The 23785-nt window shown below is 63.9% G+C and carries 18 protein-coding genes; 8 read left to right on the forward strand and 10 right to left on the reverse strand.

From position 1 onward, the window contains the following. Positions 1-114: 114 nt before the first annotated feature. The 5 genes from SH412_RS26900 to SH412_RS26920 all read right to left on the reverse strand — a co-directional run bounded on the left by SH412_RS26900 (position 115) and on the right by SH412_RS26920 (position 10067). Positions 115-987 (reverse strand): Na-translocating system protein MpsC family protein, encoded by an 873-nt coding sequence (locus tag SH412_RS26900; RefSeq protein WP_336521126.1) that lies wholly within the window; start codon positions 985-987, stop codon positions 115-117. 36 nt (positions 988-1023) lie between these two features. Beyond that, on the reverse strand, positions 1024-6105 hold the full coding sequence (locus SH412_RS26905; RefSeq protein WP_336521127.1) for a chemotaxis protein CheB: 5082 nt from the start codon (positions 6103-6105) through the stop codon (positions 1024-1026). 565 nt (positions 6106-6670) lie between these two features. After that, on the reverse strand, positions 6671-7486 hold the full coding sequence (locus SH412_RS26910; protein ID WP_336521128.1) for a class I SAM-dependent methyltransferase: 816 nt from the start codon (positions 7484-7486) through the stop codon (positions 6671-6673). A gap of 360 nt (positions 7487-7846) precedes the next feature. Next, positions 7847-8482, reverse strand: coding sequence for a hypothetical protein (locus tag SH412_RS26915; RefSeq protein ID WP_336521129.1), 636 nt, complete (start codon positions 8480-8482; stop codon positions 7847-7849). A 202-nt stretch (positions 8483-8684) separates the two neighbouring features. After that, a complete protein-coding gene (locus SH412_RS26920; RefSeq protein WP_336520611.1) occupies positions 8685-10067 on the reverse strand; it encodes a transposase in 1383 nt (460 codons plus the stop codon). 930 nt (positions 10068-10997) lie between these two features. On the opposite strand from SH412_RS26920, the gene SH412_RS26925 reads away from it, so the two are divergent. The 3 genes from SH412_RS26925 (at position 10998) to SH412_RS26935 (ending at position 13750) form a co-directional block, all read left to right on the forward strand. Continuing rightward, entirely contained in the window at positions 10998-11282 is a 285-nt protein-coding gene (locus SH412_RS26925; protein WP_336521130.1) for a hypothetical protein, read from the forward strand. Positions 11283-11938: 656 nt separating this feature from the next. Next, positions 11939-12220 (forward strand): hypothetical protein, encoded by a 282-nt coding sequence (locus SH412_RS26930; RefSeq protein WP_336521131.1) that lies wholly within the window; start codon positions 11939-11941, stop codon positions 12218-12220. Positions 12221-12367: 147 nt separating this feature from the next. After that, the gene (locus SH412_RS26935; protein ID WP_336521132.1) at positions 12368-13750 is read left to right on the forward strand and encodes a transposase; all 1383 of its coding nucleotides are present in this window, start codon (positions 12368-12370) and stop codon (positions 13748-13750) included. A 27-nt stretch (positions 13751-13777) separates the two neighbouring features. On the opposite strand, the gene SH412_RS26940 is transcribed toward SH412_RS26935, so the two are convergent. Together SH412_RS26940 and SH412_RS26945 are read right to left on the reverse strand one after the other, a co-directional pair. After that, positions 13778-14236 (reverse strand): hypothetical protein, encoded by a 459-nt coding sequence (locus SH412_RS26940; RefSeq protein ID WP_336521133.1) that lies wholly within the window; start codon positions 14234-14236, stop codon positions 13778-13780. A 90-nt stretch (positions 14237-14326) separates the two neighbouring features. Next, positions 14327-15721 (reverse strand): aminotransferase family protein, encoded by a 1395-nt coding sequence (locus tag SH412_RS26945; protein WP_336521134.1) that lies wholly within the window; start codon positions 15719-15721, stop codon positions 14327-14329. Positions 15722-15912: 191 nt separating this feature from the next. Between SH412_RS26945 and SH412_RS26950 the strand changes: the two genes are divergently transcribed. Together SH412_RS26950 and SH412_RS26955 are read left to right on the forward strand one after the other, a co-directional pair. Next, the gene (locus SH412_RS26950) at positions 15913-17172 is read left to right on the forward strand and encodes an MFS transporter (protein ID WP_336521135.1); all 1260 of its coding nucleotides are present in this window, start codon (positions 15913-15915) and stop codon (positions 17170-17172) included. After that, the gene (locus SH412_RS26955) at positions 17169-18617 is read left to right on the forward strand and encodes a neutral/alkaline non-lysosomal ceramidase N-terminal domain-containing protein (RefSeq protein WP_336521136.1); all 1449 of its coding nucleotides are present in this window, start codon (positions 17169-17171) and stop codon (positions 18615-18617) included. The genes SH412_RS26950 and SH412_RS26955 overlap by 4 nt, the downstream gene beginning before the upstream one ends. Positions 18618-18633: 16 nt before the next feature. Here the strand turns inward: SH412_RS26955 and SH412_RS26960 are convergent, their stop codons facing one another. From SH412_RS26960 to SH412_RS26970, 3 genes are read right to left on the reverse strand one after another with little or no spacing between them, the layout of a single operon-like run. Next, positions 18634-19041, reverse strand: a complete 408-nt coding sequence (locus SH412_RS26960; RefSeq protein ID WP_336521137.1) for a hypothetical protein — start codon at positions 19039-19041, stop codon at positions 18634-18636. Continuing rightward, positions 19038-19565, reverse strand: a complete 528-nt coding sequence (locus tag SH412_RS26965; protein ID WP_336521138.1) for a PulJ/GspJ family protein — start codon at positions 19563-19565, stop codon at positions 19038-19040. The genes SH412_RS26960 and SH412_RS26965 overlap by 4 nt, the downstream gene beginning before the upstream one ends. Next, entirely contained in the window at positions 19562-20017 is a 456-nt protein-coding gene (locus SH412_RS26970; protein WP_336521139.1) for a type II secretion system protein, read from the reverse strand. Before SH412_RS26970 ends, SH412_RS26965 begins: the two co-directional genes overlap by 4 nt. Before the next feature lie 249 nt (positions 20018-20266). Here SH412_RS26970 and fabG point away from each other — a divergent pair, with 249 nt between their 5' ends. From fabG to SH412_RS26985, 3 genes are read left to right on the forward strand one after another with little or no spacing between them, the layout of a single operon-like run. Further along, complete coding sequence (gene fabG, locus SH412_RS26975; RefSeq protein WP_336521140.1) at positions 20267-21019, forward strand: 3-oxoacyl-ACP reductase FabG; 753 nt, start codon at positions 20267-20269, stop codon at positions 21017-21019. Then, positions 21016-22584, forward strand: coding sequence for an acyl CoA:acetate/3-ketoacid CoA transferase (locus SH412_RS26980; RefSeq protein ID WP_336521141.1), 1569 nt, complete (start codon positions 21016-21018; stop codon positions 22582-22584). Before fabG ends, SH412_RS26980 begins: the two co-directional genes overlap by 4 nt. Beyond that, on the forward strand, positions 22581-23750 hold the full coding sequence (locus SH412_RS26985) for a thiolase family protein (RefSeq protein ID WP_336521142.1): 1170 nt from the start codon (positions 22581-22583) through the stop codon (positions 23748-23750). The genes SH412_RS26980 and SH412_RS26985 overlap by 4 nt, the downstream gene beginning before the upstream one ends. Positions 23751-23785 lie beyond the last annotated feature (35 nt).

A 23785-nucleotide genomic window follows, 5' to 3' on the forward strand; every position in this document is an offset into this window, starting at 1 on the left:
GAGAACTGCAAACGGCCAGAGGGCGTGAACGGTCATCGTCCGCACAGCCGCTGCTGCAGACGCGCTGCTGCTGCCGTGAGTCCGTTCGATTCTGCATGCTCTAGAGCGACTCGATTACTCGAAGCGCGGCATTTCGGCGAGGGAGAAGAGAACCACTTCTTCGCCGGTGACGGTGCTGATGTCGTGATGCATGCTCGCGACCTTCGCGCCCGTGGCTTCGTGGATGAGCGACGCCAGCATCGGGCGGGCCAGCTCGAGCAGGTGCTTGCGAGTCTGCTTAATAAGATCGCGGCCTTTTCCCGACGACGTCGAATTGCAGAGTTGTCGCTCGGCGAGCGTTAAAGCGCCGCGGATACGGACCAGCACGAAGTCTTTGATAAGGTGGACGTGCACCTGATCCGAACGCCAGCCCAGATACTCCTCCTGAAAGCGAATGACTCCATCGCAGATGGCCGCTTCGCCCTCCGCCTGAGTCAGACTTTTGGAAGGGCGCTCGCTCCGGATGCGCCGCGCCTCGTCCATCGGCAGTCGACGTTCGGTTCCGGGACTCACACGCGCCGGCGACCTTTTTGGCGATCGACTCCGAGGAGTCGCTGTTGGAACAACCGAAGCCAGCGCGGAGTTGATGTCTTCCAGAGTCGCGGGTTTGACGACCAAGGCATCGAACCCGGATTTCAAGGCCAGCGTCTTGTGCCCCTCGTCCTTCAAGCCGGTGACGGCGACCATCCGAATGTGTGCGAAGCCTGGCTTCTGTCGCAGTTGAGTGACGAGCTCGCACCCGTTCATATTCGGCATCAGAAGGTCGACGAGGATCAGATCGGGGCAAAAGGCAGACGCCACGTCGAGCGCCTGCGTCCCGCCGTAGGTCACGTGGGCCTCGTTGCCAAGCGCCTCCACCAGCAAACCCAGAGCGTCCGCTCCGTCCCGGTTATCATCCACGATCAGTATTCGCAGGGGCTTGTGATTCGTCGGCACAGTCTTCCTCATTTTGCACGGGTATCGTTCGGGCCGTTCCGGCTCGCTTCAGGTCACCCGCTCCGAGACGGTTGTCAGGATTTTCTGAAGCTGCTCTAAACGGGCCGGCTTGACCAGGTGGTGATTGAATCCCGACTGCAGAGCCTCCTGACGGTCTGTCTCCTGCCCGTAGCCGGTCAAGGCGATGAGCACAACGTTTCGGAGAGTGCTCTCTTGTCGGATACGTTTTGCGACCTCATAACCATTCAGGACCGGCAGTCCGATGTCCAGCAACACCACGTCCGGCTGGTAGTCGAGCGCAGCCTGCACCGCCGTCAGCCCGTCGTACGCCGTCCGCACGTCATGTCCCGAGGCGCGGAGCAGCATGGTAAAACTCAGCACGGTATCCACGTTGTCGTCGACCACCAGCACCCGCAGCGGGCGCGAAGCCGCTTCAGCGTGTTCCGATGTCGGCAGCGCCGGCTGCGCCCCTTCTTGCGGCGCGATCGGCAGGCGGACGATGAATTCGCTGCCCTGTCCCGGTTCGCTCTCGGCGTCGACTGCTCCCCCGTGCAGTTGAGTGAGCCGCTGGACCAGCGCCAGGCCGATGCCAAGTCCCCCTTGCGAGCGATCCAGGGAGCGTTCCGCCTGCGTGAACAGATCGAAGATATGCGGTAGCAGCTCCGGCGAGATGCCGGCGCCCGTATCCCGCACCCGCAGAACACACTCGTCCGCCTCCTGTTGGACCGTGACCCAGATATGCCCGCCTTCGCTCGTGTACTTCGCGGCGTTGGTGAGCAGGTTGGCCAGCACCTGCTCCAGCCGCGCGACGTCGGCGTGCAGCCAGATCGGATCGGGTGGCACCGAGACGGTGAGCTCGTGGAAACGCTGCTCGATCAGCGGGCGAACCGTCTCGACGGCGCCTTCGACGATGCGGCTCACGACAACCCGTTCCCGGCGCAACTGAACCCGGCCCGTGGTAATGCGGGAGACTTCGAGCAGGTCATCGACGAGTCGCTGCAGTTGTTTCATCTGGCGTTCGATGATGCTGCGGGCCTGCTGCTGGATCAGCGTCTCGGTTCCCTGCTGGAGGCCCAGCAGCTCGACGGCGTTGGCGATCGGAGCGAGCGGGCTGCGGAGCTCGTGGCTGAGCATCGCCAGGAACTCGTCTTTGCGGCGATGAAGGTCCGACAACTCGGCCGCCTGTTTTCGCGTCTGCTTCTCCAGACGACTGCGGTCGCTGATATCCCGGATATTGCACTGCGCGACGCGCCGATGATCCCATTGGTAGATGTTGCTGACGAACTCGACTTCAACCGGCTCGCTGCTGCGGGACTTGAGCGGCAGATGGTCGTAGCGGACATACCCCTGCTGCTGCAGCTCCCGAAAGGCGGCTTCGTTGGCGGCCTTGTCGCGAAACAGACCGATCTCCCACAGTTCCTTGCCGATGAAGTCTGCGGTCGGATAGCCGGACAGTTCGGTCATGAACGGGTTGGCTTCCAGGATTCGACCGGAATCGGCGTCGAGAATCAGGACGCCGTCCTTCGCCGTCTCAAAGAGCCGGCGGTACAACGTTTCGGAGGCGTTCAGCCTTTCTTCGGCGAGCACGCGTCCCGAAATGTCGACGAAGTAGCAGATCATGCCGTACTCGCCATCGGGCAAGCCGATCCGATGGACCTGCCAGTCGTAGTATTCGCGTACCGTGCGGTCGAGGCGCACTTCGGAGAACCCGCTGATGGTGTACGGTTCGCCGGTCTCGAGAGTCTGCTGAAAACGACGGACGATGTCGTCGGCGCATTGCGGAGGCCACAGGATGTGGATGACTTCGACGAAGTCTCTGCCGATCAATTCGCCGATGTCGCCGAAGATCGGGCGTGCCTGCTGACTCACCATGCGAATGTGGAAAGTCGCATCCACGAGGTACATGCCGACCGGAGAGACGTTGAAGACGGCTTCGAAGCGGGCGTTGCTCGCCTGCAACGCCAGTTCGGCCTGCTTGCGGTCGGTGATGTCTTCGATAGCCAGCAAAATTCGCTCGGTCTTCTGCTGCCGGTTCAGGATAGTCCGTGCGTTGAGGAGCATGGTTCGGCGGCCGAGTTGCTCGAAGTCATGCTCGACCTCGAAGTCTTCGACCGTTTTACTCTGCGGCAGAATCTCTTCGAGCAGAGTACGCAGCCGCGGGATGTCCCACTGATGATTGCCCAGGTCGTAGATGAACGTGCCGACCGTCTGCGCAGGATCGACCTGGAATTCCCGGTAGAACGAGCGATTGGCGCTTTCGACGCGCAGGTCGGAGTCGAGCACGACCAGCGGCTCGCGCACCGTTTCGACCGTGTTCACGGCGTAGTCGCGGGCCGCGGCGATGGCCTGTTCGCTCTGCTTGAGCTGGTCGATTTCCAGCAGCAGCAGCACGGCGCCGTCCACGTTTTTGTCAAGCGTCATGTATGGGCGGGCCCGCAGCGAATGCCAGTGTCCGGCGCTGTCCAGGACCTCGCATTCCTTCTCGCTCACCGAGGCGATGACTTCGACGCACACCGCTTCCAGGTCGAGCGGGGTCTGCGCGTCGTCGGCGAGTACGAGGTTATGCCGGATGTGGCTGACCGGCCGACCCACATCGGTGGCCCGCAGTTCGAACTGTTTCTCCGCCTGCGGGCTGAAGCGGCGGATGGTGAGATCGCGCGCGAGCAGCAGGACGACCAGTCTCGTCGAATTCTGAAAATTGACGAGGTCGTTGTTGAGGCCGGTGAGCTCGGAGTTCCGATGGGCCATTTCCTCGTTGACGGTCGTCAGCTCTTCGTTGGCCGATTCCAGCTCCTCCTTGGAGGTCTCCAGTTCCTCATTGATGCTCTGCAGCTCTTCATTGGCCGACTGGACTTCTTCACTGGCCGCCTGGAGCTCCTCATTAGTCGCCTCGTGCTGTTCCTGGATGGCCAGGAGATACTCGCGCATCTCGGAGAGATCGGCTTCGAGCTCGGAAATCCGGCCGGCCTCCGCCTCTTTGCTGAGCGGCGGCCCCGCTGGCTGCGATCGCACCGGCGCACGGACGGCGGTCTCCGCATCTTCAAACAGGATCAGGAAGCAGGGTTCGGGCAGGTTCTTGAGCGGGATCACTTCCAAGTTCACCGCACGCGTCTCGCCGTTCTGTTTGACTCGGACGTTCTCCCGGCGCGTGGCCTTGTTCCCGGTTTTTGCGTCTTTGAAGGCAGCGCTGAGCGGCAGCATCAGGCCCTCTCGCACCATCTTCAGCAGGTTGAAGCTGGCTTTGCCGACCGGTGGTTCCAGAAACGCGCCCGTGGAACCGCGAAACTGCAGAACCTGCAGCTCGGCGTCGACGAGCACACCCGGAGGGGCGAACTGCTGGACAGTGATTCGGTCGGCCTCGCGCTGAGCGTTGAGTTCGCCGCTATGAGCGCCCATCCCTTGCGGCTGTGCGGCCGGAAACGCAGTGGCCCGGCGGCCCGGCAATGTCCGCGCCCCGTGCCCGCGACCGGCCGGCATGTGAAAGGCGGGAGTCGGCGCGGATTTCTTCGAGTAGATCCGGGATTTCTTGTCCACCGGCTCAAACAGCTCGCCGAAACCGCCAATCGATTCCGAAGCGCCCAGGAACAGGAACCCGCCGGCCTTGAGCGCGTAGTGAAATGTTGGAAGCGCTTTCTTCTGCAGATTCGGTCCGAGGTAAATCAGCACGTTGCGACAACTGATGAGATCCATCCGCGAGAAGGGCGGGTCTGCGAGAAGGTTCTGCCGTGCGAAGACCACTATTTCCCGCAGCGACTTGCTGACGCGGTAGCCCCCTTGCTCTTCGACGAAGAACCGGCGCAGTCGCTCGGGGCTGATTTCGTCGGAGAGACTCCTGGGATAGAGCCCGGCACGCGCCCTGTCCAGCAGCGCTTCGTTGAGGTCGGTGGCAAACACCTGCAGATTGCGGCCGCGGGTCGACTTCTCCGCCAGCTCCATGAACGCGATGGCGATGGAGTAAGCCTCCTGCCCCGTCGAGCATCCCGGCACCCAGACGCGGACCGGATCGTCGCCCGGCTGTCTCAGGAGTTCGGGCAGCACCAGACGCTGGAGGGCCTCGAACGCTTCGGGATTTCGGAAGAAAGTCGTCACGCTGATCAGCACGTCGGAGCACAGCGCATCCAGCTCCTTGACGTTGCCACGGAGAAATGCCGCGTAGTCCTCCAGCGTGTTCTGCTTATTGATCACCAGTCGTCGCGTAATGCGACGCTGAATTGTGCTCGACTTGTAGAGCGAGAAGTCGACGCCCGAATGGCTTCGAAGAATCGACAGCGTCTTCGCGTAACCATCCTCTCCTCGCTCAGAGGTGTTTGTCTCCTCTTCTACTTTCCCGTGAACATGCGACGACGCAGCGTCTGTAAATGGCGATGGGCCGCTGCCGGAAATGGCCGGCGTGTCGTTGTCCTGGTGCGCGGTCGCGTTTTCGAGGTCCTCGGACGTACGATCGGAAAACGTCAGCGGTTGCCCGGAAACATACGGATGCTTCGCAATCCGCGCGATCTCCAGCGCGATCTCCTCCGGCGAGAGGACGAGGTCCACGCAGCCCGCCGCCACGGCGCTGCGGGGCATCGAGTCGTACTTGGCCGAACTGTCCTGCGCAAAGGTAATCCCGCCTGCGACTTTAATTGCCTCCAGTCCCAGCGTCCCGTCGCTCGCCGTGCCCGATAAGACGACTCCAATGGCTCGCTCCGCGTGATCCAGCGCCAGCGATTCAAAGAAAACGTCAATCGGTCGATGCGGCGTACGATTCTTCAGTCGCGGCTGAAGCTTCAGAAGGCCATCGGCGATGCTGAGAATCGTGTCGGGCGGAATGATGTAGACGTGATTCGGCTCGACCGACTGATTGTTCGCGACATCGCTCACCGGGAGCGACGTGGTACGCGAAAGAATCTGTGTCAGCGCGCTTTCGTGGTCCGGGTCCAGATGCTGCACCAGGACAAACGCCATGCCCGTGTCCGGCGGCAGCGCCTTGAGCAATTGCGTAAACGCCTCCAGCCCCCCCGCTGAGGCGCCGATCCCGACAATCGGAAAGGAAACCTCCGGGCTGCGTTTGGGCGGTTGAGGTGCGGGATCGACCGCGGGCGCCGCCGGTTCAACCGGCGTTTCAGAGTGCGCCGACTGTTTCTTCTTCATGAAGAACACTTTCTCGTTGTGCGAAGGGCCGCAGTCATGGGATCGACAGATCGCTCCAGGCCGTCGTCGTCGACGAACCGCATATGACCTGTCGGCAGCAGCATCGAAGCGTCTCGCTGAAAGGCCGGTAGAACCACAAAAAAAGCCGACGTGGCGGAACCCCCAAAAGGAATTCCATCACGTCGGCTTACTTACTAACTCGCCCCCCGGCACTGGTCGCAGACGGACCAGGCGGATTGCGCTTTATTCAGTCATCCGATGTCTTGGGCGAAGCGAGATTCTGCAATCTCAATACGACTCGCGACAAAGAATGATCATATCAGACGACATCGGAACTGCAACAGGCGTCTTGCTTTAGAGTTCCGATTGCGTGTAATCGCCGTGCCGCTGAGATCGGATGCCATGCCCGCTCGCGTTCCTGGACTCGCGTCGGTATTTGTCGGGGGGGGGCGGCGGTGACTGAACGCAGAGGTTGCCAAGGCGCCGACATCTGCGCATTGCATCCGCGAACAAAAGTGCGGTTGCGAAACATGTCAGCGTGCCATCCGTTGACTCGCCATCAGCTTCAGCGAAACGAGAGGGGATCCGGCTTTTCCAGCACGAATGCCATGTAGCTGGAGACGCTCCGGACATGCTGATGGGCGCGGACGGCGGTGGCCAGCGATCTCCAGTCCTCCGTCGAAATCGACCGGTACAGCGGATTTCTCCACTCGAGAAGTTGTCGTCCTGCTCGAGTGTTTCCCAATCGGGAAAGACAACGGAAGACTTGCTGAATGGGATTCGAAACGCGGCTACTCCAGTCGCTCGACGAAATCAGCCGAAATCCCGCGGCGGCGGATTCCCGCTCGTAATCGGCGATTGAAAAAAAGTCTTCCCATTGCCAGATGTCGCGGACAATGCGGGTTTCCGGATCATTACGATGCGCGCGATGGGCTTCAGTCTTCCAGGCGAAGTCCACGACGACCATCCGGCCGCCCGGGCGAAGCACGCGCCAGGCCTCCTGCAGAAACTGCGCGCGGTCAGGAAAATGGAACGCGGCTTCCAGACACAGCAACCGGTCAAACGAACCGTCGGGAAAGTCCAGGTCGGCGGCGTCGCCTGTCTGATACGAAAGATTCTGCGCATGATCGAATAAAGCCTGCGCGACTTGAATGTTCCGGTCCAGCAGATCCACTCCGACCACCGTCGCCGCGGGCTGCAGGCAGTGAATAATGAAGGAGCTCTTTCCCCGTCCGCAGGCGAGGTCCAGCACGCGGTGCCGGGACTGCACATCCAGAAGTGTGACGGATTTGAAGACCAGTTGGCGCTGTGCGCCTTCCAGATTGACGACGACGTTGAGCGCCGCCAAGGGTCCCCGAAAGGGGAAGTATCCGAGATTCATCAGCGCCGGCCTCCATGTCTCCATTCGGAGCAGTCGGGAGACGACGTTTGAGCCATCGTAGGAGGAGAGTACGGCCTTCTCAACGGCTTGACCGTCGCAGGCTCTATCCAGGGGGCCAAGGTTGCGGGTGTTCAGAGTAGTCAGGGTCGCACTCATAACATGACTCTCCAAATCAGGAAGTATGTCCTGGCGGAATTGATTTTCAGAATCTCGGGCCGCTTGCGCCGGCCGTCACTGCGCAGCAAACCGCGAGGCAGGAGCTATTACGGCGCCCCGCCTCGCGGCGCGTGCTCCGACAACCAGAAATCGAGGAGCGGGCGGGCCAGCTCTTCCGCGAATCTCAGGCGTCGGACCAATCGTTCAAATCGAAACTACGCTCGACCGGCGGCGATACCAGCCCAGCGCCAGAGGTACGCACATCGAGCCAAACATCGCCATCGTCGTGGGTTCCGGAGTAGCAAAGTTGGTGACATTCGGCGGCGCGTTCAGCGTCGCCGAACCGGAAATCTCCGATGTTGCTCCGCCCGACTGATTGAATGTCAGCGTAAAGCTGGCAGGAGAAGGCATGAATGGCTGGCTGGACATATCGACAAACGCCGTCCCGGGGGTGAACGTCCCCAGAAAGAAGAATGTCCGCGACAGTTGACCGAGATTTGTGCTGCTGGCCTGCTGTGCGGCATTCGCCTGAAACGTACCAAACACGGAATCGCCGAACGAGAACGTGTTCAGGGTGCCGATATTCAGTGCGGAGACTCCGAGAGAATGAGTACTCCCCAACGGATCCGATACCAGCGCGTTGGTCCAGTTGCCGGAACTGGTCTTCAGCGTAAAGGAATTGAAGGATGTAATGTTAAGAAGGTTTGCGCCCGCAGGTACGTAGTTATTGGTGACCCCCGTGAGGCTGAACGCTTCCGATCCCATGATCAGCGCCGCCTGAGCCGGCCGGCACGCGCTGAGCGCTGTCGCCAGAAGTAAAGCCGCCATAATCTTCTGCATTCTTCTTCTCCGTACGAAAACACGAGGAGTCTGACTCGAAACCGACGGTTTCGATGAGTCTGCGAGATCGGCGACGCAGAAACGAAAAAAGCCGACGGGACGGAACGCTCGAAAGCGTTCCGTCCCGTCGGCTTACTCGTTAATGGGTCTCCCGCGTTGGCGGGCTACCCCTTAGCAGCGTGTTGAACAAAGCACTTTTCCGTCACCCGGCCAGGCGGGCGACGATTGGGGCGGGGGCGACGAGTCCGGCGGGTTGCTCGGCTCGGTCGGTCTGGCTCCGCAGGAGCCAATCGAGCGCGGACCAAACCGCCCCGAACACCGCCCAAACCGCCACATTCCGCCCCTGCAGTCTCCGTGGCTTGCCAACTCCCAGCAGCTTCCACATCACGCGCCCGAGATTGTGCGCCGCCGTCGCGATCAGGTAGCGCTTCGTCACCTCTGTCAGGCCTTCGAGCCAGCTCCGACGCATCCCGCCCGTCTCGCAGACGTGAGCGAAGGTCCGTTCGCAGACTTCGCTCCGCCGTTTCTGCAACTGCTTCCCCTTCGCCCGCCGGACCCGCTGACGGTTCCCCATCACCGCCCGCTGGTCCTCCGGCGTCTTGTCCGTCCACGTCCAGTCGCTCTTGCGCTTCGGCTCCGGGATGTAGGTCCGAAAGCCCAGCGACTGGCACAGTTCCAGCGTGGCGACCGAGTGATACCCCTTGTCCGCCGCCACCTCTTCAATGCTCTGTTCGCAGCCGATCGCCTGCAGGTTTTCTTCCGCTTTCAGCACGCTGTCGACCAGCGTCTGTTGATCCCCGTGATCGGCGGGACGAATCTCCGCGGCCAGGATCAGGTCGCTCTCCAGGTCCACCACGTGCTCGGCCTTGTACGCCAGATGCGTCGTCCCGTCCTTCATGCGGGCGATCTTCGCCTCGGGATCGGTCTCGCTGACCCACTCCTCGTTCGAGACCTTCTTGTTCTTGCGGTTCTTGTCGAACCGGCGGACGTCTTCGTCACTCGGTTCTTCGTCGGGAGCAATCACGCCTTCTTCCCGCATCAGCCGGACGACATACGCCTTCCAGCCTTCGCCGGTGTCGCGGCGGACGATCGACTTCATCGCCGCATCCGCTTCCAGCGTCGTCGAGTCGACACCCACCGTCTTGCCTGAGAGCAGCTTCTTTTCGGACGCGATCTTCAGCACGAACTGAAAGACTTCCTCGAACACTTCCACCGGCAGCCGCCGGCGGGTCAGCGACAGCGTCGAATGCTCGGGACTCGATTCGTCGAGCGGAATGCCCAGAAACTCCCGCAGCGACAGGCTGTCGGAGCATCGCCAGGCGATCCCCCGCTGACTGTCGATCCCTTCGAAGTACCCCACCAGCAGCATGCGGAAATAGACGCCCGGCGGGATCGAGCGCTGCCCGCGAGTCTCGACCTGCTCGTAGAACGCCTGGCACCGCTTCTCGATCCAGCGGTCGAAGCCGGCTTCGGCGAGCAGCGCGTTGAGCGCTTTGTAGAAGGGATGTCCCTGCGAGCGGGGCAGCTGCTCCGCCGTGACAAACAGCGGCTCCTGCCGCGATTCCTTCCGCCGTCCCATCGCCATCGGGAACCCTCCGTGACCGCCGCGCCTGACCGACCGCGAGAAGATAACAAACCGCGTTCGATCGTGGCAGCGTCAGGGGGAATACTTCAACACGCTGTTAGCTGGTCATCCGATAAAAACCGGGCAAACTCTGTTCACACTCAGAACAGCTTCTCAGCAACCCGATCAGTCCCGATCCTACGCGTGATCGCTCCAATGAATAGCGTCGTTCTCGGCGAAAGTCTAAAATAGCGGGAATTCGACGGAACCTTCTCTATCAATCGACGTGATCGCGGACGCGCTTCGAGTTTAGAACGAGTTCCCCCTTCGCTGCCTGCGAGCGACCGGCGACGTGATGTTCTCGTGCGAAGGAGTCTCTCGAACACGAGGCAAGGTCACCGAGCATCCCTCCGATTGCGAGCGGCACAGGCCGGGAAGCCAGCCCGTTAGGCAGCAGGCTCACCTCGGCGTCAGTCCGAAGCAGTCCGGCACGTAAGGGCGTGGTTGCATCCGGCTCCTACTCGAACGCAGAGCGAGTTTGCAGATGGTCTGCGAGATCGGAACTCGGCGACCATCCATGGGGTTGAAAGGTCGCAGCTTCACGAGAGTAACAGCCCGCCGACTAGCCATACCTTTCGCAAAGCACGGCCACGGCATCGCTTCCGCGCAAACTTCGGCGGATTCCCCGATACCGCATGGCAATTCCAGGCGACCGGGCTATCATGCGTTCGTCGTCTGACGGCGGAAGCATACCGCTGTGACGATATCTCGGAAGACAAGAGAGAGCGCAATTCGGTCCGTGCCGGAGAGCGCGCTCCAGTGTGAGCCGATGCGATGAATCCTCGTTCTAAGGGATTCACCGCGTCGGCTTTTTGTGTTGGTACCCACGCATGCGCTGCACCGGATGCGTTCTGGCCGGCGAATTGCTTCAATTGTGACAGGGAGGAAATCATGAGCGAAACCGTGCGGTCTACCGAACGATCGGTGAGTGCGCTGTTGTTCGAGCTGCGGGGAGATGATTATCGTTCCGTCGCCGTCTGGCTGGGAGTAACTCCCTATGGCGTCTGCTTGATCGATTCACAGCATTCCTGGCTGACTACCAGAGCGGGCGACGCGATTGTAGTCAATGGCAAACGGGAGACCGTAGCCGCGGTAGAACTTTACAGCGTGAGCCCGCTGAGTCAATGCGATCGTGTCGTCACTTGCGCCGCCGACTGGATCGCGGGAAACTGTTGAGCGGCCCGCACGTCGCGTCGTCTCCGGCAAACTGAGCCGTTGACCCCGGCCGAAAGTCCCCCCGCAGTGTCCCTCTCATTCCAGCACTGCCGTTTCGGCCGGGGTCCGGTAACTCAGCGCGAAGAGAGTCTCCTGACGCTCTTTTGAAGCGGCGTGCATCGCGCAATCGTCCGCATTGGCGTCTGTGCCAGTGCAAGCACCGTCACAAGTCGGAGCGGCCATTCATCGCTCCGGCACGGTATTCGAACGGGGATCAGCATGTTGACAGTCGAATCACTCTGCGAATCATCTCAGAACCCGCAACGGCATTCCGCCGAGGCTTTGCCACTGCTTGTGGTCATACGGCCACTTCACCAGTCCGACCCGATCGGCCGACGAGCACGACGATGCGATTCCGATCCAGTCTGGGAGCCAACTCCTGATGAGATTCGTGAATCCTGCGCTGAGATTCAACGCGCGTGGTCCGTTCGCGAACGGTACCAGCGCCGCGTGTTCAAACCCCAACTGGCGTGGAAAGTCCCGGTATGCCGGACAGGCGAGTGACCACCGTTCGGTTTTACATTGCGGTGCCCTGCGGGTTTCCGGATTTCGAACAGAGGATCCGTGGCTCATCGCGAGCGACACCGCCGAGATCCTGTGCATGGAAGCGGTTGCCGATGATTCACGACTTTTCTTCGACGCCCCGGGTAATTCGCGCTGTCGCCTTTCATCTTCACCCCGAGAGCCATCCGATCCTGGTCGCATGGCTGGACGATCCGTTGGGACAAACCCGCTTGGAAAACCAGCAGCGGACCTGCCTGACGGCTCGGGCGGGCGACATCGTCCTGCTGGGCGGCGAGCGAGCCACGATCAGAGCGGTCACTCTTCACAGCGTTTTCCCTTCCGAGTGGAATGGAATGCCGGTCGCCTGTGCGGCCGACTGGCTGGCAGACTGCTGAAGAAGGTGACTACGGTCGCCGTCGACAATCGGTAGCATTACACAGTCTAGCAGCGTGTTGAAGTATTCCCCCTGACGCTGCCACGATCGAACGCGGTTTGTTATCTTCTCGCGGTCGGTCAGGCGCGGCGGTCACGGAGGGTTCCCGATGGCGATGGGACGGCGGAAGGAATCGCGGCAGGAGCCGCTGTTTGTCACGGCGGAGCAGCTGCCCCGCTCGCAGGGACATCCCTTCTACAAGGCGCTCAACGCGCTGCTCGCCGAGGCCGGTTTCGACCGCTGGATCGAGAAGCGGTGCCAGGCGTTCTACGAGCAGGTCGAGACTCGCGGCCAACGCTCGATCCCGCCGGGCGTCTATTTCCGCATGCTGCTGGTGGGCTATTTCGAAGGGATCGACAGTCAGCGGGGGATCGCCTGGCGGTGCTCCGACAGCCTGTCGCTGCGGGAGTTCCTGGGGCTGACCCTGAACGAATCGAGTCCCGAGCACTCGACGCTGTCGCTGACCCGCCGGCGGCTGCCGGTGGAAGTGTTCGAGGAAGTCTTTCAGTTCGTGCTGAAGATCGCGTCCGAAAAGAAGCTGCTGTCGGGGAAGACGGTCGGCGTCGATTCAACCACGCTGGAAGCGGATGCGGCGATGAAGTCGATCGTCCGCCGCGACACCGGCGAAGGCTGGAAGGCGTATGTCGTCCGGCTGATGCGGGAAGAAGGCGTGATCGCCCCCGGCGAAGAGCCGAGTGACGAAGAGGTCCGCCGGTTCGACCGGAACCGCAAGGACAAGAAGGTCTCGAACGAGGAATGGGTCAGCGAGACCGATCCCGAAGCGAAGATCGCCCGCATGAAAGACGGGACAACGCATCTGGCGTACAAGGCCGAGCACGTGGTGGACCTGGAGAGCGACCTGATTCTGGCCGCCGAGATTCGCTCGGCCGATCATGCCGACCCGCACACGCTGGTCGACAGCGTGCTGAAAGCGGAGGAAAACCTGCAGGCCATCGGCTGCGAGCACAGCATCGAAGAAGTGGCGGCGGACAAGGGGTATCACTCGGTCGCCACGCTGGAGCAGTGCCAGTCGCTCGGCTTTCGGACCTACATTCCGGAGCCGACACGCAAGAACGACTGGACGTGGACGGACAAGACGCCGGAGGACCAGCGGGCGGTGATGGGGAACCGTCAGCGGGTCCGGCGGGCGAAGGGGAAACAGTTGCAGAAACGGCGGAGCGAAGTCTGCGAACGGACCTTCGCTCACGTCTGCGAGACGGGCGGCATGCGTCGGAGCTGGCTCGAAGGGCTGACGGAGGTGACGAAGCGCTACCTGATCGCGACGGCGGCGCACAATCTCGGGCGAGTGATGTGGAAGCTGCTGGGAGTTGGCAAGCCACGGAGACTGCAGGGGCGGAATGTGGCGGTTTGGGCGGCCTTCGCGGCGGTTTGGGCCGCGCTCGATTGGCTCCTGCGGAGCCAGACCGACCGAGCGGAACGAGCCGACGGATTCGTCCGCCCCGGAGCGGCGGCCGCCTGCCTGGCCGGGTGACGGAAAAGTGCTTTGTTCAACACGCTGCTAGTCCTGTTCGAGGCGCCACCCGATGAGTTCTTCGGCTTTGCCGTCGATCGTCACGCGAAAATCAAACGTGTGCGGAAGTGGCGCCGAAAAGGGCAATTCGAACGTCTGAGTACCGTCTTGCGGAGCGGCAGCAGGGATTTCAATCCAGTCGGGCGGATCGCCGGGATTGGCAAAACGCATTTCAAGCTTCTCGACCGGCTTCTGGCCGGTTGACGGACGCGCGTGCCGGACGACGATCGACGCGAGCCCTGAGAACTCGTCGATCACCTGCTCTTTCATGGCCACCGTCAGCCGGGAACCCTGGGACAGCGGCCACTCGCGTTCCCCGACGAATCGTACGCGGGCCGCAGGTGCGACCGCTCCGCCCGCGCATCCGGCAATGGCGCCGACGACCAATACTGCTCCAAGCATGCCCGCGACCCGGCCTCGAACGAGCGCGATCCGGTCAAGCGTCATGCGAAGATCTCTCGTTGCTGGAACCTGTCGACGGCAGCCACGGCGAAATGATCAGAACAATCTCCCCCGATCTGTGTCGAAATCGTATGCCTAGCCGACCTCGTTGAGGATCTCCACCAGGCTCTGCTCCAGGACCGCCAGCATTTCGTCGATCTGTTCGGCGGTGCTCACCAGCGGCGGGCCGAAGGCGATCCAGTTGGGATCGAACCGGCAGAGGAGGCCGTGCTGCAGCGCCCGGCGGCCGACGCGGACGCCGAAGTTCGTCGCTTTCGGGAACGCGGTCTTCGTCGCGCGGTCCTGGACGAACTCGATCGCCTGGAAAAGGCCCTTGCCGCGGATGTCGCCGATGCAGCCGTAGCGCTCCGCCAGGCGTTCGAAGCCGGCCCGCAGGCGGGCCCCCTGCGTGCGGGAATTCCCGCACAGGTCCCGTTCGAGGATCTCCTGGATGACGGCGATCGCCGCGGCGCAGGCGACGGGGTGCCCTTCGTTGGTGTGGCCTTCGACGAAGCCGGGATTCGTTTCGATCGGCCCCCAGAAGGCGTCGGCGATCGGGCCGCGGACGATCATCGCGCTGATCGGGACGAAGCCGCCGCTGAGCCCTTTGCCCGTACAGAGGACGTCGGGCGTGACGCCGAAAGTTTCTGCGGCGAACATGCGTCCCGTCCGTCCGGCGCCGGTGATGACTTCGTCGAAGATCAGCAGGACGTTGTGCTTGTCGCAGTATTCGCGGAGGAGGGGGAGATACTCCTCGGGGGGATCGATCACGCCCCCGGTGTGGCCGATCGGTTCGACCATGATCGCCGCGACGGTGGCGGGATCTTCCATGTCGATGGTCTGTTCGATCATGGAGGCGCAGGTCAGGCCGCACTGCCCGCCGTTGTATTCTTTGCCGTACGGGCAGCGGTAGCAGGTGGGGGGGAAGACGTGCAGGAAGCCGGCGGGAAGGGGTTCGTTGACCGTTTTACGGGATTTGAGTCCCGAGGCGGCGAGGGAGCCCATCGTCGAGCCGTGCCAGGACTGATAGCGGCTGATGATCTTGTACTTGCCGGGGTTGCCCTGGAGACGATGGTACTGGCGGGCGAGTTTGATGGCGGCCTCGGTGACCTCGGCCCCGCCGCATTCGAACTTGGTGGTGTTGAGGTCGCCGGGGGTGACGTCGGCCAGCAGGTTGGCGAGGCGGACGGCGACGGGGTTGGTGCCGTGCATGGGGGGGGAGAAGTGCAGCGTGTCGAGCTGCTGCTTCATGGCTTCGATGACCCGGCGGTTGTTGTGGCCGACGGAGACGACGTAGATGCCCGACAGGGCATCGAGGTAGCGTTTGCCGTGGATGTCCCAGTAACAGACGCCGTCGGCCTTCGCCATGATCAGCGGATCTTTGGACCATTCGGCCATCTGGTCGCGGACGAAGATCTGGCGGAGGTACTGTTCTTCGGCGGACTGGGCGTCGGTGATCAGGGGCGGGGAGAACGGTGCGGACTCGGACATCGAATCATCTCGCGGGGAGGGAGGGATTGCACGTGGCACCGGGGGAGCGGCGGCGAGTATAACGGGTCTCGCGATCCGAGGAATGTCACGGCCTGAGGATTCGGGACGGGGGTGGTTCGACAACCAAACACACCCATCGAGGAGTCGGGGCGTGCCATCCAGAAGCGAAATGGCCAACCACCGGAGACGAGATGCCGGCAGCGAATGAGAAAACCACCAGCGCCCGGTACGTCGTCCTGGGGGCTTTCTGCCTGGCGGCGATGATCGCATACATGCAGCGGACGGCGATCGGCGTGGTGGCGGGGAATATCCGGAGCGACTTCGGGCTGTCGACCGGGGCGATGGGCTTCGTGATGAGCGGCTACTACTGGACCTATGCGTTCAGCCAGTTGCCGGCGGGGTGGCTCGGCCAGCGGTTCGGCTCGCGGTGGATGCTGCCGGCGTGCGTGGCGCTCAGTTCGGGATGCGCCGCGGCGCTGGCGTTCAGCAGTTCGTGGGTTGCCATGATGCTGGTCTGGCTGCTGGCGGGGATCACCATTGCGGGGATCTTTCCCTGCTGCGTGCAGTCGATCGTCCGCTGGTTTCCGGCCCAGGAGCGGGCGTTTCCGTCGGGGGCGCTGGGGAGTTCGATGTCGGTCGGCGGGGCGGTTTCGACGGCGCTGACCGGCTGGCTGGTCAAGGTGCTGGCGGAGTCGACATGGCCGGGCTGGCGGGTGGCGTTTGTTTTGTATGCGCTGCCGGGACTGCTGTGGGCGGCGATCTTTCCGTGGTGGTTCCGCGAACGGCCGGCGCAGGTCGAGGCGGTTGCGAGCGATCAGCCGCAACCGGCTGTTGCCGAGTTCGACGACAGCCCGGAGTGGTGGACTGATTCGCGGACGATTCTGATCTGCCTGCAGCAGTTTCTCCGGGCGGCCGGGTACGTCTTCTACGCAACGTGGTTTCCGTCGTACCTGCAGGCGACGCGGGGAGTGTCGACGGCTGAGGCGGGGTTGCTGACGAGTCTGCCGTTGCTGGGGGTGGTCGCCGGCGGCGCGGCGGGGGGCTGGGCGATTGACCGGATCGACCGCTGGAGCGGCAGCCGACGGGTGTCGCGGCAGCTTGTCGGAGGGCTGAGCCATACCGTCTGCGGGCTGTTGATCTTCGCCGCGGCGCCGATTCAGAATGCGACGCTGGCGGTGTCGGTGATTTCGCTGGGATCGCTGGCGTTCGCGCTGGGGAGCGCCACAAGCTATGCCGTGACGATGGATCTGGGGGGGCGACGGGCGGCGACGCTGTTTGCGGTGATGAACATGTGCGGCAACATCGGGGCGGCCTTGTGCCCGCTGGCGGTGGGGCTGCTGGTGCCGCACATCGGCTGGGATGCGATTTTGTGGTGCTTCGGCGGCATCTACCTGGGGGTGGCGTGCTGCTGGGCGTTTCTCGATCCGACTCCACGAACGGTTTCCGCATGATCGACTGCATTGCTATTCCGACGAGCCATTGCCGATTCGGCCTGGCGCAGGCGGACATCACGCCGCCGGTGGGGATCTATCACCGGATGTGGGGGGCGGCGACGCACGATCGGGCGACCGGCGTGCATCGTCCGCTGACGGCGTCGGCGCTGGCGTTCGCGCCGCTCGATGCCGGCGGACTGCCGTTCGTGCTCGTCGCCCTCGATCATTGCCTGTTGTGGCCGGAGATGATGGCTTCGCTCCGGCAGACCGTGATGACGGCTCACGGGCTGACGGAAGAGCAACTGCTGGTGACGTTCTCGCATACCCACGCGGCGGGGCTGATGGATCCGTCGCGCGGCGACCTGCCGGGGGGAGACCTGATCGCGCCGTACCTGGCCGAACTGCTGATCGTCGTCGTCGACGTGGTGAGCCAGGCGCTGAGTGCGTTGCGGCCGGCGACGATTTCATATGCCACGGGGCGCTGCACACTGGCCGCCCATCGGGACGCATGGGATCAGTCGTCGCAGCAGTTCGTCTGCGGACTCAACCCGGAGGGCTTCGCCGACGATACCGTCCTCGTGGGCCGGATCACCGGCGACGACGGTCGGCTGCTGGCGACCGTTGTGAACTATGCCTGTCATCCGACGACGCTGGCGTGGGACAACACGCTGATCAGCCCCGACTATCCGGGGGCGATGCGCGAGGTTATCGAGCGGCAGACTGGCGCTCCCTGCGTGTTTCTGCTGGGCGCGTGCGGGGATCTGGGACCGCGGGACGGATTTGTCGGCGACGTGGCAGTCGCCGACCGCAACGGACGCGAACTGGGCTATGCGGCGCTGGCGGCGTTCGAATCGCTGGGGCCGGCGGGAACGGATTTCGTCTACGCGGGGCCGGTGGTGTCGGGGGCGACGCTGGGGACGTGGAAGCACGAGCCGCTGACCCGCGAACGGGCCGAGGCTGTGAAGCACTTTGCGGTCCGCCGGGTCACGGTCGAGACGCCGTATGTCGCGAGTCGTCCGCGACTGGAGGATCTCCGCGCGGAACGGGCGGACTGGCAGGCTCAGGAGGAGGCCGCCCGTGCCGCGGGCGATGGCCTGCGCACGCGCGACTGCCGGGCGATGGTGGAGCGGCTGACGCGGGCGGTGACGCGCTGGAGCGCCTGCCCGCCGGGGGCGACGTTTCCGTATCAGCTCTGTCTTATGCGCATCGGTGACGCGATCTGGATCGCCGGCGAGGGGGAGCTGTACCAGCTCTTTCAGACGGAGCTGCGAACGCGGTTTCCCCGGTGGACGATCGTGCCGATGATGCTGGGGGACGGCTGGCGATGTTCCTATCTGCCAACGCGCGAGACGTACGGGAAGGGAATCTACCAGGAACAGATCGCGATGCTGGCGCCGGGGTGCCTGGAAGGGGTGATCGAGGCGGCGGCGGTGGCGATTGCGGAGATGACTCAAGGTCACTGAGCGATTGCGGCACGTTCTATGGCGCGGCCGGGATCGTGCGGGTGAGCTGGACGCGGTCGGTGAAACGGTCCGGGTAGAGGACCGTTACCGTCAGGCCGGCGGAATCGCGGCGGATGTCGACCCGGGCCTCAAAGCGGTCGCCGAGATCTGCGGCGGTGATCCGCCAGGTCTCGCCGGCGTAGGCCGGCGATGTTGCGAGCTGTGCTGCGGCGCGGTTGAGACCCGCCTCCACGAGGGCTTCGGCCTGCAGCCGCCAAGGGGTCCGCTGGAGCTGGCGGGCGTGGGCGATGACCGACCGGACGACGACCACCCCCAGCAGCGACGCGACCGTCAGCAGCACCAGGGCAATGATCAGGGCTCCTCCTCTGCGAGGGGAGCGCGGGCGTGCGAGCCGTCCATGGCGCGCGGAAGTCCGTCGGCTCATCGGGGGGGCTCCGTGGCCGGGGGGCGTTGACGGTGTTCGCGTCCCAGTTCGGCGTCGATGGTCAGGGCATGCGCTCGGGCCGCCGGATGAATCGTGTCGTCGAGTGCGGCGGCCGGGAAGGTCACACGGAGCGTGACGAGCCGGGCCTCGGCGTCCTCAGTCACTTCGGTCTGCTGATCGGGAAATCGCCAGACATCGTGACGGGACATCGATGGTTGATGACGTTCGACGGCTCCGTCGCGGAGGGCGTAGTCGATTCGTCCGCCGGGCGCGGTGAGCTGCAATTCCTGACCGATCGGTTCGGCGGAGACGAAAATGCCTGCATCGGTCGCCGCGTGGACGTCACGGCGGAATTGAATTGTGAGTTGCTCCCACTGACGAAGCTGCGAGACGCGGGCGGCGGTGGCGACTTCGGCGACCAGCAGTCCACGCAGCAGCGTCCCGACCATCAGGAGGAGTCCCGAGAGGATTGCGATGACGACCATCAACGAAATCAGGCTGACGCCGCGGCGGGTCGACTTCATGGGGGGCCTCCCGCGCGAAAGACCCAGCCGGTGAGTCGGACGGGGCGGGCCGGTCCGTGGCGATCCTGCCAGCGAATCGTGACCGCGATCCGTCGGGCGGGGGGGCCATCGGGCTCGTCCGCGACGGTAACTTCGGCTTGGCCCTGGGGGAGCAGTTGGAGGACGTCTTCGGGCAGAGGGACGGATTCCGTCGCGCCGGCGGCCAGGTCGACGTACTCGCGGGCGGTCCAGCGTTCGAGGAGGTTGGCGGCATGAGTCAGGGCGACGAGCCGGCGGTCGGACGCCTGGCGCTGTCGTGCGGTCGACGCGAGCAGCGGCACCATCACGGTGAACAGGATGCCCAGCAGGACGCAGGTGACGATCAGTTCGAGCAATGTGAACGCGCGGCGCCGACGCTCGCGCGAAGCGTTGCGTCGTCCGACGGTCACGACAGTCCGAAACGAAAGCTGCATCCGGGATTCCGGGGAAGGAGCCACGCGAGCGATTGGAGGCGGAGTTGTGCGAGAAATCGAGCACACGCGTCACCCTCTGGATTAACGTACCCGAAGTCGGAACGCAAGCGGGCCGGACGAGGCCGCGGGGCTGACGGCTTGTTCCCGAGGTCAGCCGGTCGATGCCGGGCGGATTCCGGCGGGCGTTCGTGGTAGTCTTTTCCGCATTAACACACTCCGATCTTCCTGCACTGAGGACTGGCGCGTTCCATGATTTCGATCGATCTGTCGGGCAAGGTGGCCGTGGTGACTGGCGGCGGTCAGGGGCTGGGGCTGGCGACGGCCCGTCGGCTGCAGGCGGCGGGGGCGCGCGTCGCGGTCAACTATCTGGATGACGCCGACGGGGCCAATCGTCGGACGGCGGAGACGGCCCTCGCCGAGCTGGGGGATGCGGGTTTCGTCGCTCCTGGCGATGTCCGCTCGCGCGTCGGGATGGAGCAGTTCTTTGACGCGGTGGTCGCGAAATGGGGGCGGGTCGATCTGCTGGTCAACAATGCGGCGATTCTGCGGGACCGGACGTTGAAGAATCTGAGCGACGCCGAGTGGGACGACGTGATCGAGACGAATCTGTCGGGCGTGTTTCGGGTCTGCAAAGCGGCGCTGCCGCGGATGCAGGACGGTGGTCGAATCGTCAGCATGGCTTCGATCTCGGGAGTGATCGGTTTCTTCGGGCAGGCAAACTATGCCTCGGCCAAGGCCGGGGTGATTGCGATGACGAAGGTGCTGAGCAAAGAGCTGGCCCCCCGACGGATCACGGTGAACGCCGTCGCGCCCGGGGTCGTGCTGACGGAGATGGGAAAATCGATTCCGGACGAGGTCCGGGCGCAGATGATTGCCCAGATTCCGCTGCGGCGGTTCGGAGAGCCGGACGAGATTTCGAACGTCATCGCGTTTCTCTGCAGCGACTTGGCTTCGTATGTGACCGGACAGACGATCCATGTCAATGGGGGCTGGTGGGCATGATGTCCCCGGTTTCGCACAAGCTCTGCACGGCGGAATCAGCCGTCGCGCGGATTTCATCGGGTGCGACTGTGGCGTGCGGCGGGTTCGTCGGGGCCGCGCATCCGGAGGCGCTGACGAGCGCGCTCGAACAACGCTTTCTGGCCACCGGGACGCCTCGTGATTTGACTCTGGTTTACGGAGCGGGCCAGGGGGACGGGAAGCAGCGGGGGCTGAACCATCTTGCCCATTCTGGCCTGCTGAAACGGGTTATCGGAGGCCACTGGGGACTGGCGCCGCGGCTGGGGCAGATGGCGCTTTCCGGGGAGATCGAGGCCTACAATTTCCCGCAGGGGGTGATCTGCGAACTGTTCCGCGACATTGCCGGGGGGCGTCCCGGCTGCATCACGCACGTCGGTCTGGAGACGTTCATCGATCCGCGGCATGGAGGCGGACGTCTGAATGCGAAGACGACCGAGCCGTTGGTGGAGCGGGTCGAACTGGCGGGGCGGACGTGGCTGTTTTATCACGCGTTTCCGATTCATGTCGGTCTGATTCGTGCGACGGCTGCCGATCCGCTAGGCAATCTGGTGATGGATGATGAGGCCGTGATCGGTGAGGTGCTGCCGATCGCCCAGGCGGCGCGAAACAGCCGGGGAATCGTGCTGGCGCAGGTCCGGCGGCTGCTCGATCGGCCGGCCGATCCGAAACGGGTCCGGGTCCCCGGCATCCTCGTCGATCACATCGTTGTTGCGGATGACGATCATCACTGGCAGACGTTCGGGGAAGCCAGCAATCCCCGGTACTGCGAACCGGCTTCCAGCGACGGCGACTGCTGGAAGCTGCCGCCGTTGCCGCTGGATGAACGGCGGATTATTGCAGCACGGGCCTGCGACGAGCTGCCGGCCGGGGCGATTGCGAATCTGGGAATCGGTCTGCCGGAAGGAGTCGCCCGCATTGCGGCCGAGCGGGGCGTGCTCGGAGACTTTACGTTGACAGTCGAGAGCGGCCCCATTGGCGGGTTGCCGGCGGGGGGGCTGAGCTTTGGCGCGGCGATTCACCCGCAGGCGATCATCGATCAGCCGTCGCAGTTTGATTTCTACGACGGCGGCGGTCTCGATTTCGCGGCGCTGGGGGCGGCGCAGGTGGATGCCGCCGGCAATGTGAATGTCTCGCGGTTTGGAGAGCGATTCGCGGGGGTCGGGGGATTCGTCAACATCTCGCAGAACGCGCGGCGGCTGGTCTTCTGCGGCACGTTCACGACCGGCGGGCTGGAGGTTGCCGTCGAGCAGGGTCGCCTGCGGATTGTCCAGGAAGGCCGTGTTCGCAAGTTTGTCCGGCAAGTCGAGCAGGTTTCGTTCAGCGGCGAGCAGGCCCGGCGGCTCAACCACGATGTGCTGTTCGCCACCGAGAGGGCAGTCTTCCGGCTGACCGGCGACGGCCTGGAGCTGATTGAGCTGGCGCCGGGGATCGATCTCCAGTCGCAGGTGCTGGATCTGATGGAGTTCCGGCCGCTGATGAGAGAAGTCCGACCGATGGCGGCGCATTTGTTTGCGCCGCCGCGCTCAGTTGAGGAATCGGCGTTATGACGCGCATTGTGATTTGTGCGGCCCGGCGGACTCCGTTTGGCAAGTTTCGGGGCGGGCTGGCGATGGTGGGGCCGGTCGAGCTGGCGACTGCGGCGGGGCGGGCGGTTCTGCGGGATCTGAATCCCGCGGGAATTGATCTGGTCGTCTTGGGGAACGTGCTGGCGGCCGGCCACGGAATGAACATTGCCCGGCAGGTCGGCGTGCAGCTTGGACTGCCGCTTGAAGTCCCGGCGTACACGGTCAACATGATGTGCGCCTCCGGGCTGCAGTCGGTGCTGCTGGGGGCTCAGGCGATTCGGGCCGGGGAGGCGCGGGCGGTTCTCTGCGGCGGCGTGGAGTCGATGTCGCAGTCGCCGCTGCTGGTTTCACGACCGGCCCCGAAGGAGGCGCCGGATGTCGCCACGGCGGTCGACTCGATGTTGCGCGACGGCCTCGTCGACAGCTTCAGTCACCGGCACATGGGGGAGACTGTCGAGGATCTGGCGGCTGAATACGGCATCACGCGCGCGGAGCAGGACGCGTTTGCGGCCCGGAGCCAGCGCAACTGGGCGGCGGCTCAGGCCGCGGGACGCTTTGCGGACGAGCTGGTTCCCCTGAACGGGCTGGAAGCCGACGAACATCCGCGACCGCAGTCGACGGAGGAGTCTCTGGCGAGCTTGAGGACGGTGTTTCGACCGGACGGGACGATCACGGCGGGGAATGCGTCCGGCGTCAACGACGGGGCGGCGGTGCTGCTGCTGGCGGACAGTGAATGGGCGAAGTCGCAGGGTTGGCCGGCGCTGGCGGAGTTCGAACTGGGGGGCGTGGTCGGTTGCGATCCGCAGCGGATGGGGCTGGGGCCGGTGCATGCGCTGCGGGGGCTCGTGGCGCGACGAGGGGGAGCCATCAACGATTTCGATACGCTGGAGCTGAACGAGGCCTTCGCGGCACAGAGCCTGGCCTGCCTGCGGGAACTCGGCCTGTCCGCGGATGGGTTGGAACGCGGACGGCCTGTTGTGAATCCTGACGGCGGGGCGATCGCGCTGGGTCATCCGATCGGCGCCAGCGGCGCGCGGCTGCTGACGCATCTTGCGTGGCGGATTGCCCGCGGGGAGTCGAACCGGGCGGCCGCAGCGCTATGTGTTGGCGGAGGGATGGGGATTGCCGCGGCGGTGAAGACTGCGTAAGTGACGCTGAATTGCGGGAGATTGTCGAGGGGCAG

Source organism: Planctellipticum variicoloris (genome assembly GCF_030622045.1).
Lineage (GTDB): Bacteria > Planctomycetota > Planctomycetia > Planctomycetales > Planctomycetaceae > Planctellipticum > Planctellipticum variicoloris.

Bases quoted from the DNA above. Each gene is read 5' to 3' on its own strand.
- SH412_RS26900 (WP_336521126.1), bottom strand. From the start codon at position 987: ATGAGGAAGACTGTGCCGACGAATCACAAGCCCCTGCGAATACTGATC.
- SH412_RS26905 (WP_336521127.1), bottom strand. From the start codon at position 6,105: ATGAAGAAGAAACAGTCGGCGCACTCTGAAACGCCGGTTGAACCGGCG.
- SH412_RS26910 (WP_336521128.1), bottom strand. From the start codon at position 7,486: ATGAATCTCGGATACTTCCCCTTTCGGGGACCCTTGGCGGCGCTCAAC.
- SH412_RS26915 (WP_336521129.1), bottom strand. From the start codon at position 8,482: ATGCAGAAGATTATGGCGGCTTTACTTCTGGCGACAGCGCTCAGCGCG.
- SH412_RS26920 (WP_336520611.1), bottom strand. From the start codon at position 10,067: ATGGCGATGGGACGGCGGAAGGAATCGCGGCAGGAGCCGCTGTTTGTC.
- SH412_RS26925 (WP_336521130.1), top strand. From the start codon at position 10,998: ATGAGCGAAACCGTGCGGTCTACCGAACGATCGGTGAGTGCGCTGTTG.
- SH412_RS26930 (WP_336521131.1), top strand. From the start codon at position 11,939: ATGATTCACGACTTTTCTTCGACGCCCCGGGTAATTCGCGCTGTCGCC.
- SH412_RS26935 (WP_336521132.1), top strand. From the start codon at position 12,368: ATGGCGATGGGACGGCGGAAGGAATCGCGGCAGGAGCCGCTGTTTGTC.
- SH412_RS26940 (WP_336521133.1), bottom strand. From the start codon at position 14,236: ATGACGCTTGACCGGATCGCGCTCGTTCGAGGCCGGGTCGCGGGCATG.
- SH412_RS26945 (WP_336521134.1), bottom strand. From the start codon at position 15,721: ATGTCCGAGTCCGCACCGTTCTCCCCGCCCCTGATCACCGACGCCCAG.
- SH412_RS26950 (WP_336521135.1), top strand. From the start codon at position 15,913: ATGCCGGCAGCGAATGAGAAAACCACCAGCGCCCGGTACGTCGTCCTG.
- SH412_RS26955 (WP_336521136.1), top strand. From the start codon at position 17,169: ATGATCGACTGCATTGCTATTCCGACGAGCCATTGCCGATTCGGCCTG.
- SH412_RS26960 (WP_336521137.1), bottom strand. From the start codon at position 19,041: ATGAGCCGACGGACTTCCGCGCGCCATGGACGGCTCGCACGCCCGCGC.
- SH412_RS26965 (WP_336521138.1), bottom strand. From the start codon at position 19,565: ATGAAGTCGACCCGCCGCGGCGTCAGCCTGATTTCGTTGATGGTCGTC.
- SH412_RS26970 (WP_336521139.1), bottom strand. From the start codon at position 20,017: ATGCAGCTTTCGTTTCGGACTGTCGTGACCGTCGGACGACGCAACGCT.
- fabG (WP_336521140.1), top strand. From the start codon at position 20,267: ATGATTTCGATCGATCTGTCGGGCAAGGTGGCCGTGGTGACTGGCGGC.
- SH412_RS26980 (WP_336521141.1), top strand. From the start codon at position 21,016: ATGATGTCCCCGGTTTCGCACAAGCTCTGCACGGCGGAATCAGCCGTC.
- SH412_RS26985 (WP_336521142.1), top strand. From the start codon at position 22,581: ATGACGCGCATTGTGATTTGTGCGGCCCGGCGGACTCCGTTTGGCAAG.